Origin of the sequence: Pedobacter faecalis (genome assembly GCF_030182585.1) — a bacterium.
Lineage (GTDB): Bacteria > Bacteroidota > Bacteroidia > Sphingobacteriales > Sphingobacteriaceae > Pedobacter > Pedobacter faecalis.
Window position 1 is genome coordinate 413,374 of the sequence record NZ_JARXOW010000002.1, and the last position, 19,566, is coordinate 432,939.

Consider the following 19,566-nt stretch of genomic DNA (forward strand, 5'->3'; position numbering starts at 1 on the left):
ATGTATAAACTTTTACTCATTTTAACTTTGCTGGCAGGCTGGCAATCCGGTACTGCACAGGAGAAAGGTAAACAGCAGAAATCAAAGTCTGCTATTGGAGACACCATTGGTAAGGATACGGTCATCCTTAAAGAAGTTGTCATTAATACAGGTTATTACCAGTTGCCAAAAGAGCGGGCTACTGGGTCTTTTGACCATATCAATAATGAACTTATCAGCAGGAGTACAGGCACAAACATCATTTCAAGGCTGGAGGGCATTACCAGCAGTTTAAGTTTCGACCGTCGTAAAAGCACCGGGGAAACGACAAACGCGCCAGCGCTTCGCGTGCGCGGCCTTTCTACCATAAATTCCAGCGAAGCGCCGCTTATTATCGTTGATAATTTTCCGTATGAAGGAGATATCAACAACATTAATCCTAATGATGTTGAGAGTGTTACAGTGCTAAAGGACGCTGCGGCCGCTTCCATTTGGGGTGCCAGGGCAGGCAACGGGGTTATCGTAATTACAACTAAGCAGGGCCGCTACAATCAGAAGACTCGGGTTACTTTCAACACCAATTTTACGGTTGGTGATAGGCCGGATCTTTTTTACAATCAGAAATGGTTGCCCTCTACCACAGTTATGTCCATTGAGAAGGAGCTTTTTGACAGGAACACTTATGCTCCGCAGAACGAAACTGCGCTGCCGGCTTACGTGGAACTGTTGATCAGAAAAAAGAACGGCACGATCAGCGAGGCTGATTTTCATAGTGCTGAGATGGCTTTTCAACAGCATGATGTAAGGAGGGATGCGCTTAACAATTTATATCAACATAGTATAAATCAACAGTATGCGCTGAACGTTTCGGGTGGTGCCGATGCTTACCGTTATACGCTTTCAGCGGGTGTCGACAGAAATCGGTCGTACACCATCGGCAATGGGGGAAACCGTTTAAACCTGAATCTTCAAAACGCTTTTAAACCGCTCGCTAATCTTGAGTTGACGGGAGGACTATGGTATACCAGGCAAAACGCAGAGAACAATGGACTAACGCTAAACTGGCTAGATCCAGAAACAGGTATATCTGTGTCGCCTTATACCATGCTTCAGGATCAGGATGGCAATGCCAGAGCTATTCCATTCCAGCTACGGCAAACCTACACCGAGGCTGCGGTATCTAATGGCTTGCTCGATTGGTCGTATCGTCCTCTCGATGAGGTCAGGATGAGTGACCGTTCATCTGGCGCTACCGAGCTTCGTATGAATGCTGGCGTTAAGTTGAACTTTCTACGCTACTTTACGGGAAATTTAACATATCAGCATATTCAAAGGGATTTTAACTCGGAAAGTCTTTATTCTAAGGATACCTATTATGTTCGGAACCTGGTAAATACCTACACGCAGGCGGATGGCACACGTATCATACCCAATGGAGGCATATTACAATCGGGCGGTAACAATGATGAGTTAACGCACTCAGGTAGGCTTCAGTTGAGTTATCAGCAGGATTTGGGCGACACGCATCAACTTACAGCACTCGCTGGTACGGAAGTAAGGCAGCAGGTGGCCAACTATTATCCTGGGAAAACGATCTACAATTATAATCCTGATCTGATGACGGGTACGAGCGCATTCAACTATACTACCGGATATCTGCTCCGTCCTTCTGGCGGCGGGAGTATCCCTGCCCCGCCTGCTGAAAGTGACAGGATTACAGATAGATACCTTTCTTACTTTTCGAACGCTGCTTATACTTACCGGCAGAGGTATACGCTATCAGGAAGCATGCGCTGGGATGGGTCAAACCTCTTTGGCGTAAAAACGAATCAGAAAGGTGTACCGTTATGGTCGGTTGGCGCCAGTTGGGACGTTAGTAAAGAGCGATTTTATAGCTCTGACCTGTTGCCGTACCTGAGAATGCGTGCCACCTATGGCAGCAGTGGTAACGTGAATAAGTCGGTCACTGCATATCCCGTAATCGGGTACCAGACAGATGCGGTAACGCGTTTGCCCCTCGCCCAAATCAGAAGTGCAGGAAATCCTTCGCTGAGATGGGAGATGGTAAAAATGCTCAACCTAGCAGCTGATCTTGCCACAAAAAACAACAGGATTCAGGCGAGTTTCGAGTACTACATAAAAAGAGGGAGCGATCTCATCGGCGAAAAGGTTATGGCGCCATCAACAGGGGTGGTAACGGGCGTTGTACCGTTGATTGTAAACAGGGTAAACTATGCAAACCTACGTACGCATGGCTTAGATGTACAGCTCGCTACGAAAAATCTGACAGGTGTATTTAGATGGGAATCCACCGTGCTCTTCAGCTTTGTGAAAAACAAAATCACCAATTATACCTTCGATGATGCACTTACGTCAAGTTTTTACTTCGGCTCGCCCGCCATACTGAAAAACGGGTTGTCGCGCGATGTGATTTACTGGATGCCGTGGAGCGGACTTGATTCACAAACTGGTAATCCGCGTGTGTATATTGACGGCGTCGCGAGCACAGACTACAAGGCTTATATTGACGGATTTAAGCCGGAGAATCTGCTCACTGGCCTGGAAATGCCTCCGGTTTTCGGTTCGCTTCGAAATACATTTAGCTATCAGCGATTCAGTTTGAGTACTGTAGTGTCGTTCAAGACCGGATATGTATTTAGACGTCAGTCTATAACACCAGGACAGGAGTATCTTTCCAGCGCGAATTATCATATGGACTACTTTAAAAGGTGGACTCAGGCTGGTGATGAGTTAAGAACTGATGTTCCGGTTGCCGGCCCGAGCAACACTTATCTTGCGCAGACTTATACGCGCTCGGCGGCACTCATTACAAAGGGTGATCATATCCGCCTTCAGGACGTCAATTTTAGTTATCAGCTTAAAAATCTCAGAGTATTTGCTTATGCAAGAGACCTTGGTATTCTATGGAGGGCTAACAAGCAAGGCTTAGACCCTGACTATCCAAATTCAAATTACCCAACGCCAGCAAGTTTCTCCTTTGGGGTTCAGGCAGGTTTTTAATAACGTAACATTATGAAAGCAAACAAGTATCTAATACTCATTATATTTTCAAGCGGATCATTCCTGAGCTGTAAAAAGGATTTTCTGGAAAAGAAGCAGCAGCAAAGTCTCGTGATTCCGGCCAGCCTGTCCGACTTCCAGAGTTTACTGGACAACCGCGATGCAATGACCAATAACTCATGCCACGAACTGGGCATAATAGGTGCGGATGAATACAGTGTTTCGGATGCGGTATGGAATCTTTTAAGTGCTCCGTATCAGAAATATGGTTACATCTGGGCTAAAGATGTTTATGAAGGTGCCCAACTAGATGAATGGAATATGGCATATTGGCGGATTTTGCATGCAAATACGGCATTGGATGGAGTGAAGCAAATTAAGCCAGCCGAGGCGGAAAGACAGTTATGGAATAATGTGAAGGGAAGTGGATTGTTCTTCCGGGCTTATAATTTTTATCAGTTGGCGCAGCAATTCTGCAAGCCTTATTCTGCGACGGCCTCTACTGATCCTGGACTACCGCTCCGTTTGGAGGCGGACATCGATCTTCTTTCGCGACGCTCAACGGTAGCAGAAACCTACAATCAGATCATAGAAGATTTGCTTACCGCCGCGCCGCTTTTGCCGGATCTTCCATTGGTTAAGTTCCGCCCGTCTAAGGCTTCTGCCTATGCGCTACTCGCAAAGGTGTACCTGCTTATGGCGAATTACGAGAAAGCCAACGAATATGCTGGTCTGTCTTTGGCGATCAAATCTGATCTTATGGACTTTAAAACGCTGACCTTATCTGCCAGATATCCCTTCCCATCCGATTATGAGTTGAATAAGGAAGTTATTCTGGCTGTGGGTATATCCAATATAGCCATCACCGGAACGGCGAGGATGAATGTGGTGCCCGATATTTTAAACAACTATACAACGGGCGACCTGCGCAGACAAGCTTACTTTTTCAACAACACCGACGGAAGGGTACTATTTAAAGGATCCTATAAGGGCAGCGCAGCGTTTTATACCGGTCTGGCGACCGACGAGGTCTTTCTTATTAGGGCTGAGAGCTACGCAAGAATGGGCGACAAGGAAAATGCGCTTAAAGATTTGAATACTTTAAGAAAGGCTAGGTTCACAGTAGCTGCTTATCAGGACTTGGCGGCCTCAGATGCTAACGAAGCTTTGAGAATGGTGATAGAGGAACGGAGACGGGAACTTATTTTCAGAGGGATCCGCTGGGAGGATCTTCGCAGGCTTAACGCTGAATCTGCCTTTTCCAGAGTTATCAGGCGTACGGTAGCTGGTACTACCTATGAACTGTTGCCCGGAGATAACAAGTACGTTTGGCCTTTGCCCGATAACGAAGTCACATTAAGTAAGATTGAACAGAACCCAAGATAAAAAAGGGGGCTCGCACCAGAGCCCCTTTTTATGATGCAACGAATATTAAAGTTCTGGACTTCTTGCTTCGTTAGTAATGCTTTCGTAAGTCGAGTTAACGTCCGCAACTGTTTCAGGAACTGATGTAGCAAGATTGGTGAAATCAAGATAGATCATGCATCTGCTGCCTTCATTGTCTTGTTGTGCGCAGCCTTCATCATCAGTAAGCGGCGGAGCGGTTGGCTCATATGATCCTATAGCAAGGTTGCTGGCCAGATCTGGATCAACCTGATCGTCGATAACGCTTAAATGGTACCAGCCATCGGTGGGCGGATCAAGTTTTGCAGAAGTAAAAGCACTCTGTGCAGTCATCACTACTCCGGCTACAAGTAAAATGATCAGTGAGCCGATGTTGAATTTTTTTAATAAAGTTTTCATGATTTAAGTTATTTAATGTTTGATTGTTCAGGCATCCCTGGAGCTTTATGCCCTCGCGTTTAGTTCTGATTGTTGTGGGTGCAGGTAAGCTCTTTTCCTGCTGCTTACTTAGTTGATGAAAACGTCCTCCTTTCCTTTAGATTTGATGGTTATTTGGACACTTAACTGGTCGAGGTAAAGGGCTATGCCCGCAAGCGCAACAAAGCCGAGGTTGAAAACCAGGTGCGTGGCATAGCTCATGTTTTTGAGTATACCGCCGCAACTGCACGGTATGCGGCCAAAGGCTCCGCTCATGGTAATGGCGATGTACAGGCTAAAGGCGCTCAGCAGCATAAGTGAACACCATAATGCTTTTCTACGCAAGGGCTTGCAGGTTAGTGCGAGGGCTATGATAAGTTCAGCAACGGGCACAAGCCAGGTGAGTATCCGCGCTATCGCGGCAGGGAATACCTGGTTCATCATCTCCTGTTTGCTCTTTTCATAATTGAGCAGCTTACTCAGCGAGGCGTACAGGAAAAGAAGTGACAGCGCAAGGGTAATGAGCTGGATCAGGGTTTCTTTGTTGGTAATGGCTTTCATCGCTTGTTCGTTTTGAATACACCAAAGCTAGTCTGGTTATAAACAGCTGGTTATGCACGTATGCACAGTTTTGATGTGCAGGGTTACCCTAATTCTGTGTCTGAAACTTAGCCCCTCAGCTTCTGCAACTGATTAATGTAACCGCGCAAACTGAGGCCTACATGCATGGCTTGAACCTGCTGGCTGCTGCAGGCAACGAAGGTTGGGTGTTTGCGCCGGAACTCAGCAACGCGAATTAGTGGTGGTTTGCTAAGCAGGTCGTGCTGCTCGCGCAGGTATTGCTCATTTTCTACAACCACCAGCGAGAAGGCGCGCTCTATGCCTTTGTCTGACTTGATGAGGTTGAGCAGGTGGGGGTAGGATATGGACAAAACTTCTCCGCCTTCCAGGCTCTGGATATAGTCGGTACGAGGCCGCCCGTGAAGCAGCGCTGGCCCGGAAAACGCAAATTGCCTTTTAAGCCAGATGCGTGTGCCGTGCTGGCTGCGGTTCGTGTGGTTATAGGTAAAGCTATTTAGGAGCGTATGGATGGAAAAGAACATCCGCCCCTCTTCGGCTGCTCCGGGCCCTTCCAGCTCCTGCAGCTTTACCGTGTTTTGTACCCGCACTATTTCAACCAGTTTATTGATCAGCTCGTCCGTAGTGGCAAGGTAGGGCCGAAGCAGCGGTATGATATACTGCTCGAGCAATTTCCGTTTATGGTCAGCTGGTTGATGCATGGTAGTTTGGTTGTCGGCTTCAAAACTGCAACAAGAAAATTAATTGGTATGTGGCTCAAATTGACAATATGAACAAAATTTAGTTTTGCATTTGTCTGTTTTTTGCACATTAATTACAGGAAATATCGCGGCTATGGTGAGTGTAACCTCTCCTGATTAATTTTCGCTGGATAATCATCTCTGGGTATGGACGATATCGAACGAACGCTTAACGATCTGGACAAGAAGTTTCCGGTAACACCGGAATTCCGTGCCAAGCTGGGGCCGCTGCTTAAATTGCAAACCGGCAAGGCAGATCATGTTTTCTTGAGTGCCGGCGATGAGGCAAGGGACGCCTGGAAGCTGCTGGAGGGTATTGTGGCTGTATTTAAACCAGACAGGAAGGGCAGGCTGGTGGTGGTCAAGCTGTATTTGCCGGGCGATATATTTACCGACCTGTTGAGCTTCTTTGAAAAGAAGCCCATAAGCGGCACGTATAGGAGTTTAACACGTTTTAGGGCGCGGCGGCTGGAGCGTGATGATTTTGAAGGCCTCAAGGATTTTCCGGAAACGATGCGTTTGGCCGAGTCGATTATGATGGAGGAAGGAGCGCAGGAGTCGGCCCGTGCGGAACTGCTTGCCTTGAAGGGTCCGGAGCGGGCAGAGGCTTTTCTGGATATGTATCCTGATATCAATATTCCGGATGCTTATGCAGCGTCATTTCTGCGGATTACGGAAGCGCAGTACAGGGCATGGCGCAATCGCCGCGCTGCAGGCGAGCCCAGGGTGAAGGAAGAACTGGACAGGCTGCGTGACTTTGTGATGCAAAACTTTCGCCTGCCTGTGGTAGACGATAAGGCCAGCGTGGCCGATCTGTTCTGCGTTTCTCCTCGCACGCTGGATCGGATGTCGTTCCGCATTTTCGACAAGCCTTTCGGTCAGCAGATCATCTTCATGCGTATGCTTTACGGTCTTAAAGCGCTCCTGCTGGAAGACAAGAACGTAGCTCAGGCAGCGGCCAGCGTAGGCTACGATGATGCTCGCGCCTTCAGCAAGCGCTTTAAGAAGGAGTACCGCATCACGCCGAGGGAGATTGCTGGTATTTATGTTAAGCGATTTACAAACAGGTAATTAATGAGTACTGCCGATAACGTGCGAATTCGCTGATGCGAACGATTAACATTGCGTGGAAGGAGTTTGGGGCAGGGCTAGTATCTAAAAATTTTCTATATTAGTTTTAAATCCCTTAGCATGAATGCTCTCAGGTTCCCCTTAATAATCGTTTTTGTATTGGCTGCCTGTGGCAAGTCGTTTTCTCAGATGGGGAATACTCCAGACATTTGGTATAGGGTATCAGAAAAGTCTGGCTTTGATATTAAAATCAGCGCTGATAAATCAAAGCTACTAGCAATTACCCCTGGAACTGTGCCGGGAAAGGCCAGGGTCCAAAAGTTTTTGCTGCTTCCTTCTAAGTCAGAAGGTTTACTTCAGGTGGATTTGATGGCCAATTCTAAGCTCGGGCAGGGAGATACATGTACGTTTTACGTGGTTGTTTATAGAGGGGGGCGACCTTATTTGTACTATTCAAGGGATTTTACGTTAGGTTCCCAATGGTCAGAACGGCTGCAATTCTCAAGATATCATCGGATTCCGAAGGAGGCCGATTCTATGGTTGCGGGCTTTGCGCTGTCTGGTAAGGTGGCGCTGCCAGGTGTGCGTTTAAACGTGGACTTAGTGCAGGGGGTGCGATTTGAACAGTACAGGCAAAGTAAGAATCGGTTTGCCGGCGATAAAAAAAATGTTGAACGATTGGCTGCGGTTGCTAAGATTTGGGGATTGCTTAAATACTTTACGCCAGATCACTTGCCGGATAACTATGACTGGGATGAGGCGCTGATGTCGGCACTGGCTGATAATTTCAGCTCTTTTGATAAGGATATTAGCGTTGACGATGTCATTAAAAAGCTTCTGGTTCCGTACAAGTCCTTTAAGGCCAAAAACAAGGAGGCATTGCCAGTTAATCTTCAAAACAGGGTGGAACAGTTGCCGATAAGTGAAAAACAGAAGGCAAAGTTACGGGCTATTCTTGCCAATAGCCAGAAAGGTAAATCGAAATATTTTACGGCGCCGTCGTCTGAATACCCTGCGCCGATTTTCCATGATAAAAACATAGATCAGAATCAGATTCCTGATGCACGAAGCAGAATCTTGCTCTTATTTAGATACTGGAATATTATTGAGTATTTTTATCCATATAAAAATCAGGTTACACACGATTGGGAGGCTGTTTTAACAAAATTAATTGGTCCTTTTATTGAAGGCGACACAGAAAATGCTTATACCAAAAATCTTCTATTGCTAAATGCGAGCATAGGGGATGGGCATACTGCCGTACCTCTCAATGTACTTGATATGGGCCAGACGCTTTACAGTGGCTTGTTTACTATCTTGCCTTTCACGTATCGAATAGACGGTAACCGTTTGTATATAAATCACATTGACGCCTCGTTTAAAGGGCTTACCGGACTGGAGGGAGGCGACGAGTTATTAAGTGTGAATCATATCCGGGTAGATTCGCTGGTTGGAGAGTTCAGGGACTATATCAGTCACCCCTCTCCGGCTATGAAAGATATATATCTTCAGGATAGTCGCTGGATGAACTTATTTCCGCTTATGCCAGATACGCTAGATATTAAGTACCGCCGCTCGGGGAAAATAGGGGAGATAAAGGTGCCGTGGCCACGGACGACGATACAAAGCGGGTTAAGGTATCTTTTACCGGATCGGCAAAGCGGGGCGCCAGCCAGAAAGCCTGTTTTGAGTTTTATCGATAAGCATAAACTGCTTTTGATCGACCCGTACACCTGGAACGATGCCTTGGCTGATTCTACTTCGCAATTATTAGAAAAATCCTCGGCACTGGCTATCGATCTTCGTACTTATCCTGACTGGAAGTTTGTGAATTTTTGTGAGGCGTTGATTAGAGACAGTGTTCCGCTGATCAGGTTCAGGGTGTCAACCGAAATACCTGGAATCTTTGCATCCAGTCTGAAAGTTTCTATAAAGGACGGAAAAGCTTATGAAAAGGATATTTATATATTAATATCAGAAAAGACAAGAAGTAGGTCTGAATTTTTAGCGAAGATACTGAAGAGTGGTGCCTCCAATGCCATTCTTATCGGTCGTCGATCGGCGGGAGCAGATGGTGACGTAGCATCGATACCTATTATAGGAAGAGTACCGCTCAGCTTGCGTTTTAGCGGTGTTGGGGCTGAATATCCAAATAAGGTGTTAACCCATCAGGTGGGGATAGTGCCGGACGTTGTGGTTGATCGACAGAACCTTATGGGGTCTGACGAGATTATGAATGAGGTATTTAAAATTGTTTCTCCCTGAGGTGACCGTTTGCCCTCCACAAAATGCTATAAGCTTTCGATCTCTTCAAATCTCAAGCCGGTACTTTTGGCGATGTAGGTAATATCCAAACCATCCTCCTTTAGGATACGGGCAATAGCTTTTGCCTTTTCGATTTCGCCCTGTATCCGACCTTGAGCTAAGCCCCTCTCTATGCCCCTTTCCATGCCTTTTTTCATCCCTTGTTCAATTCCTTCCGCTATGCCCTGCTCCAGGCCAACTTTTTTAGAGTATTCTAATGCCCCGTAAGTATCCCATTTATTTTTTAAACTCTGGTCGTACATATATTTTTCCTCCTTGTTTAAATTCGCATATCTCGCGAGCTCGAAGAGTTGCTCAAATTCTGGTTCAGGCATGCTTTCAGGCCGGGTAGGAAATTCCGTCATATGTTTAAGTGCAAAAAGCCACTTATCCATTTTAGAAGTCAACTCCTGTTCGCTCTTAACAAAGTTACGCATTTCGATATAGGTAAAACCCAGTTTTTTATAAAATATTTCCCCATTAGCCTTGTTCGTCAGGCAGATATGATGGATGTATTGTTCTTCGCAGTTGTCCTGCAATTCAAAATTCTCTAATATAGCAACCAGGTAAACGTCTTTAAGATCATATTGCCAGTGGTGCCTTTTCCCTTTAGGGGCTTGTTCGGCGATCAGTTTCGAGGCGTAAAATATGGACCGCTCTTTAAAAAAGGACTGTTTTGCACGTTGTATCTCTATCAGGAACGTGTTGCCGAACTGGTCTGTACATACCACGTCCAGCACAATTCCGCCTTCATTCTCAATTTCTCCCAGATACTCGTTTTTACTGTACTCAATGGTTTCGATTGTCCGCCTGCCCTCAAGGACTTCATTCAGAAAGGCTTTAAGTATGCCTTTGCTGGCTTCCGAACCAAAGATTCTTTTAAATGAAAAGTCCGTAAAAGGGCTGATGTAAGTGGATTTTGTGTTCTGCGTCTGAATCATATTTGAAATGTTAGAAGCAAACGTAATCAACTGATTCAATAAGTTGGTAACTTATAAATGATTATTATTCAGTGCTTTATGTCAATAGTTTGAGTGATATTTCAATGTTTTGAGTAATTGTTGTTAAATTGAGTTATGATGGCATCGTATTTTTTACGATACATCTGTAAGCAGCGGTTTAGGGAAACGGTGCACTTTTCCGGGATAGTTGCACACCCGAAGCGCAGTTGCGCAAATTACCCAAGATTATCTGTTATAAATTCCTGCTAATTTCCAGTAAATTGCATCGTGAGAATGCGCGAGTCAGATTATGCTAAATATACCGATGGCAAATTAGCAGCCCTTTTGCAACAGGGCGATGCGTATGCCTACACGGAGATATTTGAGCGGTACAAAGTCTTGCTGTACAAGCATGCTTACCGTTTGCTGGGCGATGAGGACGAGGCCAGCGACATTATTTCTGATCTTTTTCTCGCTTTGTGGCAGAAAAAAGGGGCGCTGAACCTAAAGGTGTCTCTGTCGTCTTACCTGTACGGCGCGGTAAGGAACCGGGTGTTCGATCTGATGACGCACCAGAAGGTTATTGCACGCTATCTGGATTCTATAGGCGATTTTGTGAAGCAGGGCCGCTATGAAACCGACGAGAGCATCAGGGCCAAGGAACTGGCTGCCATCATTGAACGGGAGATTGCTTCGTTGCCCCCGAAAATGCGAGAGGTCTTTGAACTAAGCAGGAGCGGTGAACTTTCTTACAGGGAGATCAGTGAGATGCTGAATATCTCTGAGGGAACGGTTAAACAGCAGGTGCACAATGCTTTAAAAATCCTTCGGCCAAAAATTAATTCTTTTTTGGTTTTCTTTCTATAACCCAGCCCTGGCTTGGCCGTCATAATAGTATAAAGGATAATAGGCCTTTGCACTATGGACCAACAAGAAATCAAATCCTTACTGGAAAAATACCGGAGCGGCACCTGTTCTGAACAGGAAAAGGCGATCCTGGAGAGCTGGTATAATCAGCAGGCAGCCCAACGGCCTTTAAACCTGACTGAAGAACGGCTTGAGCTGAACCTGAAGGAGGTGAGCAACAGACTGCCGTTGAAATATCCTGCTCGTCAAAAGCGGTTATGGCCGCGTATTGCTGCTGCAGCGTCTATCGTCGCTATTTTAGGAGCCTCACTCATGTATTACCAGGTGAGACAATCCGGGCAGCAACTTAATTTGACGGCTGAGCAGGATATTGCTCCGGGGGGCAACAAGGCTTACCTGACGCTGGCAGACGGCAGAAAAATCTCACTGACAGAAGCGGCCAACGGTCAGATCGCCGGTCAGGCCGGCATAACCATTACCAAGACGGCCGACGGGCAATTGGTGTATTCTGTCGCAGGTAATGCGCGTGGCGCTGCTGCTGCGGGCTACAATACCATCGAAACGCCGAAGGGCGGGCAGTATCGGGTACAACTCCCTGATGGCACGGAGGTTTGGCTCAACGCCCAATCTTCACTGCGCTATCCGGCTTCTTTTGAGGCGCTGAACGAACGCCGTGTTGAACTTTCGGGTGAGGGATACTTTGAGGTAGCTAAAGATAGGGCGCATCCTTTTATCGTGAAAAGCGGTGATCAGGAGGTAAAAGTATTGGGTACACATTTTAATATCAGCAATTATGCGGACGAGCCGGCCGTGAAAACAACCTTACTGGAAGGATCGGTGCAGTTGAACGGTAAGACGGTATTAAAGCCGGGCCAGCAGGCAAGCATTCCGGCCTCGGGTGAGATCAGCATCAGCCGGGTAGACATGGAGGAGGCGATAGCCTGGAAGAATGGCAAATTCATCTTTGCGGACGAAAATATTCAGAGCATTATGCGCAAGTTGTCGCGCTGGTACAACGTAGAGGTGCACTATGAGGGTGCGCCGCCAACGGAAACCTTTACGGCTTCTATTGGCCGTTTTGACCGTATCAGTAAAATACTCGATAAATTATCGTACACCAATAATGTTCACTTTAAACTAGAAGGGAGGAGGGTTACGGTTATGAAATAGTGCTACTATTACGCGCCGGAGCCTTTATAAAAGTAAAGCGAGAGTGCTTCGACCTACTCCCGCTTCTGTATGGCATCCGGCTGAACTCATTTTTTCGAATAGACATCAACTTTAAACCAAACATTCAAAATTAATGAAATTTAACGGAAATTATCTGGGCGGCAGGCCATTGGCCCTGCCCAGGCAAATACTACGGGTTATGAAACTTACCATGCTGCTGATGAGCGTTTGCCTTTTACAAGTGAGTGCCATAACCAAGGCCCAGGTTTACTTGTCTGCCAAAGGCGCGTCCCTTGAAAAAGTGCTTAAATCGGTAAGCAGGCAAAGCGGTTATGATTTTGTTTACACCACGGCCGACCTAAAGGATCTGAAAACCGGCACCATCAACCTGAAGAACGCTTCGATAGAGGCGGCGCTGAAGGCTTGCTTTAACGGGCAGCCGCTGGAGTATGAAATTGCAGACAAAACAGTGATGATCAAGCTGAAGGAAAGGTCGCTTGTAGACAGGCTGATGGGTTTTTTTCAGGCGATAGACGTGAGCGGAACGGTAGCCGACGAACAGGGCAAGCCCCTGGCGGGCGCCACAGTAAAGGTAAAGGGCAGCAGCCAAACAACCACCACGGATGAACAGGGTACATTCCGTCTCAGGCAGGTCGATCCGGAAGCGACCATCGTCATCAGCTTTATTGGCTATCAGTCGCTGGAATTGAGCGCCTCTGAAGTGAAGGGGACTATCACGATGCGTGCGGTCAACAATGCTTTAAACGAGGTTACGGTAACTTCAGGTTATCAGAGCTTATTAAAGGAACGGGCACCGGGTGCTTATGATCAGATAGGACAGGAGGTGCTCGCCAACCGACCGGTGTCAAATCCTTCTACGGCTTTGCAGGGTTTGGTAGCAGGGATGCAAAGTAAGGAAAACGCCGACGGCTCGGTATCTTTTCTCATCAGGGGAAGCAGTTCCATTTACGGTGAAAGGGCGCCGCTGATTGTGGTAGATGGATTTCCGGTGTCCGGGAACGATTTTTCTACGATCAACCCCAATGATATTGAATCGGTGACGGTATTGAAAGATGCTGCTGCGGCTTCCATCTGGGGTGCCCGAGCGGCAAATGGTGTGATCGTGATTGTCACCAAAAAAGGCAATGCTGGTCAAACAGGGCTGAACGTCACCGCAAGTGCATTTACCCGCATCTCAGAACGTACGGATCTGAACCAATTAATTCCTCTGGCCACCTCAGCCGAGCAGATTGCCCTGGAGCGCAGGGCTTTCGAAAACAGGTGGGTGTTCCGGGAAACGTCCGGCTCGTTTCCCGACGACCTGATGAAACCCCTTACGCTTGGGCAGGAATTTCTCTATTCGAACAAGAGCGGCGCAATAAGCACAGCGGCGATGAACGCTGGTTTGGATAGTTTAAGCAGGATCAGTAACCATGGCCAGATCAGCGACCTGCTGTTGCGCCGGGCGGTGCTTAGCCAATACAACGTAAATTTTTCAATGGTCGGCGATAAGTCAAAGTCTTATGCTTCGCTCTTGTTTGAAGATAATAAGACCCGTTACCAGGGTTCCGACTATAATCGTTATGGCCTGGATTTCAGCAACGAATATAGGTTGGCGAAGTTCCTGACCTTCAATGTTGGAATGTATCTACAGTATAAGGACCAGAATAACAGTGGAGCAACCCCCACTGAACTGAGAAGTTTGTCGCCCTACGAAACACTATTGAACCCGGATGGGAGTTATTCCGTGAATTTAAATACGTACAACAGGGCGGTTTTATCGCAGTTGCCTTTAAGCGACTTCCCGTATAGCGATTTTAGTTACAACTTGTTGCGTGAGGTCCGCGGCCGCAAGTTTCGCACCGAGGATTACAATGCCAGGATTCAGGCAGGTTTTAACGTCCGGATCATTCCGGGTTTGAGCCTTGATTCTAAAATACAATATGAGCGCGGCAAAAGGGAGATTGACATCTATAACAGTGAGGAAACTTTCTATGCCAGGAACATCGTCAACCAAAACGTGGAATACTTTTCAGACACAGAAACAGTGGGCAGGCAATTCGTGCCTAAAGGCGGTATTGGCCGGGACACCGTGCTCAATTCTGCGAGCTATGTGTTTCGCAACCAACTCAGCTTTGTAAAAGATTTTGGTGGTAAACATAGTATCAATGCGATTGTGGGTACGGAAATTTCGCAGTATCGCATAAATACCAGGATGAACCCATGGTTGTACGGCTATTATCCGGATAAATTGCAGACTACGGTGCCGCCTTATGGCTATGGCAGTTCGGTAGAGCAACTGGTGGGCATCGATGGCTGGGAGACAGAACTGCAAGGTGGCTCTCCGGTGCTTGATTACGAAATGGACCGGTTCGTTTCGTACTACAGCAATGCTGCATATACGTACGACCGCAAGTATACGATTTCGGGTAGTATCCGAACCGATGCTTCCAATTATATCACGCGAACCCCATCCCTGCGTTGGGCGCCGCTTTGGTCGGTAGGCGGTTTGTGGAATATCAAGGAGGAGCGTTTCGCGGAGAACATTGGCTGGCTTGATCGCCTGAACCTGCGTCTAACCCATGGCCGTAATGGTAACGTGGAGAAAACTACGTCGACCAATACCTTACTAACCGTATCCACATCTCCGAGCCCTATTACTGGTACCATCACTGCGTTCATTTTGGATAATGGTAACCCTACGCTGCGATGGGAGAAAACTACCACTACCAATATTGGCATAGATCACGTGTTGTTCGACGGTAAACTTTACGGTAAAATTGACCTTTACAATAAAAAAGGTAAAGACATCACCGGCTTTATAGCGCTGGCTGCTGCCACGGGTACAACCAGCCAGAAATTTAATAATGCGGGCATAACCAACCGGGGTATTGAAGTAGAACTGGGTACGCAGGTAAAACTGCCGGGTATTCCTGTTACCTATCAGACATCGCTGAATTATGCCTACAACAAGAACGAGGTAAATAATCTGTATTATCCTTCACTCACTGCTGCACAAATGCTCGACATCCCGAATGCCGTAGTAGAGGGGCAGCCAATAAACCCGGTTTACTCGTTTACTTACGCAGGCACGATCGGCGGTGTGCCGCATGTTTCCGGTGTAAATGGTCAGCCGAGCACATTCAACAACGTGGCACTTCTAAATGGTTTGGGCGCGCAGTTCCTCAATTATGAGGGCACAGCCATTCCACCGCACACCGCTGGCTGGTACAGTACCTTTGGTTATAAGAATTTAAGCCTGTCCGTTTTGTTCATCGGCACGTTCGGCGGTGTTTACCGCAACCAAACCTACAACTACAACTTTGCTTATGTAGGCTCCAGGAAAACCATTGCCAACAGGTACATTTCAGATGTTTTCGCGGGTCGTACCGACATCCCTCCATTTCCAAACGCCAATGAGAGCAATTTGTATCTGTGGGACCGCTATCTCCCTTATCTGAGTGGTCTGGTAGAAAGCTCATCGTACATAGAATGTAAAGAGGTGATGCTGAACTATAGTCTTCCAGCCTCCATAGCAGCCAGGGCAGGACTGCGCAATGTTAAAGTGTTTGCACAAATGAGGGATTTGGGATTGGTATGGGCGGCCAACAAGAACAACTTCAATCCGGATTGGCTGCCGGGTACCGACCGTCCGCTGGGCACATGCACTTTTGGGATCAACTTAGTCTTTTAAACTTAATGCTACGACAATGAAAAAATTTAACACAATCATATGGGTTTTGGGAATGGTTTTGCTGACTTCATGCAAAAAGTACCTGGACGAGCCGAATAAGATTCAGACCGATATTAAAACGGTGGAGCAACTGCAGGCTTTACTGGATAACGTTGAGGGTGAAGGCGACTATTTTCTCTCTGTTGCGATGGGGTATGAGGGCCATAACGCTACGGCAGTGTATTCCACGGATGATACGGAGATATCGACCGACTTATATAAGAACAATCCAAATTCGGTGCTGTTGGCCAACCTCTACTACTACGTATTTGCTGTTGACAATATCGCTGGCGCCTCTTCCGACCCGCTTTGGAACACGGAATTTAAAAAGATCTTTCATGCCAATGTGGTTCTTGCTAATGCCGACCAGGTTACGGGCGACGAGGCTGCCAAACGCCGGGTAAAGGCAGATGCTTATTTTACCAGGGCGTATAGTTACTGGACGCTGGTGAACTATTACTGCTTGCCTTACTCGGCGGCAAACCTGCAGTCGAAAGGACTGCCGCTTAAAAAAACGCCCGATTATGCAGAGTCTCTGAGGCGTGCTTCGTTGGAGGAAACCTATAAATTTATATTGGACGATGTAATGCTTGCACAGTCGCTGGTAGGCTACAATGACGTGCAGTCTGCCTTAAGGTGGCGCATAAGCAAGACGGGCATCGATGCTTTTCTGAGCAGGTATTATTTGTTTACGGGCAACTACGATAAGGCTGCTGAGCATGCGAACAATGCGCTGACTTCGCAATCTGCTAAACTTGTCGATTTTAATACGATCCCTCCGGGCAATCCTGCAACTTATTCCAACCCTGCGGCGGTGTTAAGGTATTCGGAATTGAACGACTACGGGCCAACGAGATACTTCGGCTGGGATGAGTTCTTCTATGCCCGTTTTACTACGGCCACCTCGCAATGGTATATTCCGAGTACAAGCTTGCTGGCGCTGTATGACCGTAACGAGGACTTGCGTTATCAATTGCTGATGATCGAAAACGGAGGTAGACGAGCCAATGTTATCACCCCTGCACAGTACCGGTACGTGTATTTTGGAGACGGGAGTTATTTGCCTTCGGGGCCGACTGTAGCGGAGGTTTTGCTGAACAAAGCGGAGGCGTTGGTTCGCAGTGGCGATTTTGCAAGCGGTTTAACTGCCGCGAATACACTGCGTGCCAAAAGGCTGAAGAACTATACGGCGCTTGCGGCCGGCAACGCCGCCGATGCGCTCACACAGGTATTGCGGGAACGCCGCCGTGAACTGCCTTTCAGCTTCCGCTGGTTTGATATCCGCCGCTTTAGCGTAAATGAAACTCCGGGCGACGATGTTATAGTGACCCATACCTTTTTTAAAGTCGGAACCGGTTCGGTTGATGTAAATACCACGCAGACCTACACCTTGCCGGTTAAAAGTCTCAGGTACGCAGTACCCATTAATGCCGTGGAGATTTCGGCAAGCCAGGGACAGATTGAGCAGAATAACTATTAAGTATGATGAGCAGAATAGGTTTAAATGTATTGGGCTTGCTGACTATGCTGGCGGCGACGGCATTCGCCCGGCAACAGACAGAAGGGGATTTTATACTTTCGGGATCCGTTGCACCGCATGCTTCGGGTACGGCGTATTTATATTATGAGAAAGATGGCTCAATCAGATTGGACAGTGCAGATGTGGCCAATGGGAAGTTTAAACTTGAGGGAAGGGTAGAAGGCCCTGTGTTTGCGAGACTGGTGTTCAGTCCATCGTCTGCAATCGGCAACAGGCCTGGCATATTGAACTTTTTCCTGGAGCCTGGGAGGGTAAGCGTTTCATCCGCCGATACCTTGAGAAATGTTATTGTTTCTGGTTCTAAATCAGATATCGATTTTTTACCTATTCGCAAGGCGCTGATGACCTATAATGCTAAACTGAGCCTGTTGAACCAGGAAGCCCGGCAATACCAGGCGGCGCGGGACTCGACAGGTATACGTATGGTGCGTAGCAAAATGGATAAACTCGAACAGGATTTAAGAAACGATACCTATAGAAAGTTTATTGAACAATACCCGGCTTCGCCGGTGTCGCTCTATGCACTTGATCAGGTGGCGGGCAGTTACCTGAATCCTGATGACATAGAACCCTTGTTTAATAAACTTAGTCCGGAGGTTCGCAACTCGAAAGCAGGGAAAGACTTCGCTGAAAAGATCAAGACAGCTAAAGCAAGTTCGCAGGGCGGTTATCTGCCTGATTTTTCGCAGCCTGATACCGCTGGAAAGTTAGTGAAGCTCTCTTCCTTCAGGGGGCAATATGTGTTGGTCGACTTCTGGGCCAGCTGGTGTTTACCATGCCGTGAAGAGAATCCTCGCCTGGTGAAAGCGTTCAATACCTACAAGGATAAGGGCTTCACGATTTTGGGCGTATCGCTTGACAAGAATAAGGCAAGCTGGCTGAAGGCTATCCAGGTTGATCAGTTGCACTGGACTCAGGTATCCGACTTGAAGTACTGGGATAATGAAGTCGCTAAAAAGTTTGATATCCGCTTTGTGCCTCAGAACATATTATTGGATCCATCGGGCAGGGTTGTTGGTCGTAATCTGCACGGCGATGAACTGGATAAAGCGCTGGCTGGGATATTTAGGTAGAGTTTATGCCGTGTTATGGTGAGAAAACGCCTGCTACTTATGTAGCGGGCGTTTTCATTGTTTTATTGCCGTCGCTTGCTGGTGGCGGAATCGAAATTGTTGTTTGTAACGAGCAATCTGCTCCTTTCTAGTGTCTCGAGTCGTTCTGCAAAGCGGTTAACATTATTTAACATTCGTATTGCGCTTCATGAAATCTGTCTTGGATGCTACCTGGTGTGCACCAGGTGGCATGTGAGTCTGCTTTGGGAGTAGTGTGAGTGAGCCATGAGTCCGCGTTTTTTCAGGGAAAAGGCGGACTCACCGCGGACTCATGGCGGACTCATGGCGGACTCACTGGCCGCTTGGTGGCTGCCAGGCCTTACCCGTGCCGTATCCGTATATAGCTATACAGGCAGACACACTGGCTCTACCAACAAACATACTATATGTATATATATGGAGTTATTATGTATTGTACAGCCTGTACAAACTAAACAAGTCTGCCGCCTTTTAAAAAAGCGAGGAATCAGGATGAAATTTTTCCCTGCTGTAAGTTAGCAAGTTAGACCGGGTAAACCAATAAAAGGCTGATTTGTTTTGGTGGGAGCGGATTTTTTTCTACTTTTGCACTCCGCTTCGGAGGAAGGGGTTGGCTGAGGGAAGCTTCAGTGATTGAGAGGTTGAGTAGAATATCTGCTGATCGTGTTAGAAAGGGTTTTAAAACTTTGAGGCACGAAAAAAAAACTTT

At 47.1% G+C, this 19,566-nt stretch carries 14 protein-coding genes; 9 read left to right on the plus strand and 5 right to left on the minus strand.

Features of this window, described 5'->3' with window-relative positions:
• Entirely contained in the window at positions 1 to 3,000 is a 3,000-nt protein-coding gene (locus QEP07_RS15540) for a SusC/RagA family TonB-linked outer membrane protein (protein WP_285011115.1), read from the plus strand.
• 12 nt (positions 3,001 to 3,012) lie between these two features.
• Entirely contained in the window at positions 3,013 to 4,386 is a 1,374-nt protein-coding gene (locus tag QEP07_RS15545) for a RagB/SusD family nutrient uptake outer membrane protein (RefSeq protein ID WP_285011116.1), read from the plus strand.
• Between the two features lie 45 nt (positions 4,387 to 4,431).
• Here the strand turns inward: QEP07_RS15545 and QEP07_RS15550 are convergent, their stop codons facing one another.
• The 3 genes from QEP07_RS15550 to QEP07_RS15560 form a co-directional block, all read right to left on the minus strand.
• Positions 4,432 to 4,803 (minus strand): hypothetical protein, encoded by a 372-nt coding sequence (locus tag QEP07_RS15550; RefSeq protein ID WP_285011117.1) that lies wholly within the window; start codon positions 4,801 to 4,803, stop codon positions 4,432 to 4,434.
• 108 nt (positions 4,804 to 4,911) lie between these two features.
• Entirely contained in the window at positions 4,912 to 5,382 is a 471-nt protein-coding gene (locus QEP07_RS15555; RefSeq protein WP_285011119.1) for a MauE/DoxX family redox-associated membrane protein, read from the minus strand.
• Positions 5,383 to 5,489: 107 nt separating this feature from the next.
• Positions 5,490 to 6,101 (minus strand): cyclic nucleotide-binding domain-containing protein, encoded by a 612-nt coding sequence (locus tag QEP07_RS15560; protein WP_285011121.1) that lies wholly within the window; start codon positions 6,099 to 6,101, stop codon positions 5,490 to 5,492.
• 186 nt (positions 6,102 to 6,287) lie between these two features.
• On the opposite strand from QEP07_RS15560, the gene QEP07_RS15565 reads away from it, so the two are divergent.
• Both QEP07_RS15565 and QEP07_RS15570 read left to right on the plus strand, forming a co-directional pair.
• Positions 6,288 to 7,211 (plus strand): helix-turn-helix domain-containing protein, encoded by a 924-nt coding sequence (locus tag QEP07_RS15565; protein WP_285011123.1) that lies wholly within the window; start codon positions 6,288 to 6,290, stop codon positions 7,209 to 7,211.
• 120 nt (positions 7,212 to 7,331) lie between these two features.
• Positions 7,332 to 9,476, plus strand: a complete 2,145-nt coding sequence (locus tag QEP07_RS15570) for a S41 family peptidase (protein ID WP_285011125.1) — start codon at positions 7,332 to 7,334, stop codon at positions 9,474 to 9,476.
• A gap of 26 nt (positions 9,477 to 9,502) precedes the next feature.
• Here QEP07_RS15570 and QEP07_RS15575 read toward each other — a convergent pair whose 3' ends face one another.
• On the minus strand, positions 9,503 to 10,456 hold the full coding sequence (locus QEP07_RS15575) for an Rpn family recombination-promoting nuclease/putative transposase (RefSeq protein WP_285011127.1): 954 nt from the start codon (positions 10,454 to 10,456) through the stop codon (positions 9,503 to 9,505).
• 294 nt (positions 10,457 to 10,750) lie between these two features.
• On the opposite strand from QEP07_RS15575, the gene QEP07_RS15580 reads away from it, so the two are divergent.
• From QEP07_RS15580 to QEP07_RS15600, 5 genes are all read left to right on the plus strand, one after another.
• The gene (locus QEP07_RS15580) at positions 10,751 to 11,323 is read left to right on the plus strand and encodes an RNA polymerase sigma factor (protein WP_285011129.1); all 573 of its coding nucleotides are present in this window, start codon (positions 10,751 to 10,753) and stop codon (positions 11,321 to 11,323) included.
• A gap of 54 nt (positions 11,324 to 11,377) precedes the next feature.
• Positions 11,378 to 12,493: a FecR family protein gene (locus QEP07_RS15585; RefSeq protein ID WP_285011130.1), complete on the plus strand. Its 1,116-nt coding sequence runs from the start codon at positions 11,378 to 11,380 to the stop codon at positions 12,491 to 12,493.
• 133 nt (positions 12,494 to 12,626) lie between these two features.
• Complete coding sequence (locus QEP07_RS15590; protein WP_285011132.1) at positions 12,627 to 16,187, plus strand: SusC/RagA family TonB-linked outer membrane protein; 3,561 nt, start codon at positions 12,627 to 12,629, stop codon at positions 16,185 to 16,187.
• Positions 16,188 to 16,203: 16 nt separating this feature from the next.
• Complete coding sequence (locus tag QEP07_RS15595) at positions 16,204 to 17,706, plus strand: RagB/SusD family nutrient uptake outer membrane protein (RefSeq protein ID WP_285011134.1); 1,503 nt, start codon at positions 16,204 to 16,206, stop codon at positions 17,704 to 17,706.
• Positions 17,707 to 17,708: 2 nt separating this feature from the next.
• On the plus strand, positions 17,709 to 18,839 hold the full coding sequence (locus QEP07_RS15600; protein WP_285011136.1) for a TlpA disulfide reductase family protein: 1,131 nt from the start codon (positions 17,709 to 17,711) through the stop codon (positions 18,837 to 18,839).
• A 541-nt stretch (positions 18,840 to 19,380) separates the two neighbouring features.
• Here the strand turns inward: QEP07_RS15600 and QEP07_RS15605 are convergent.
• On the minus strand, positions 19,381 to 19,566 hold a 186-nt coding region (locus tag QEP07_RS15605; protein WP_285011138.1), incomplete at its 5' end, for a hypothetical protein.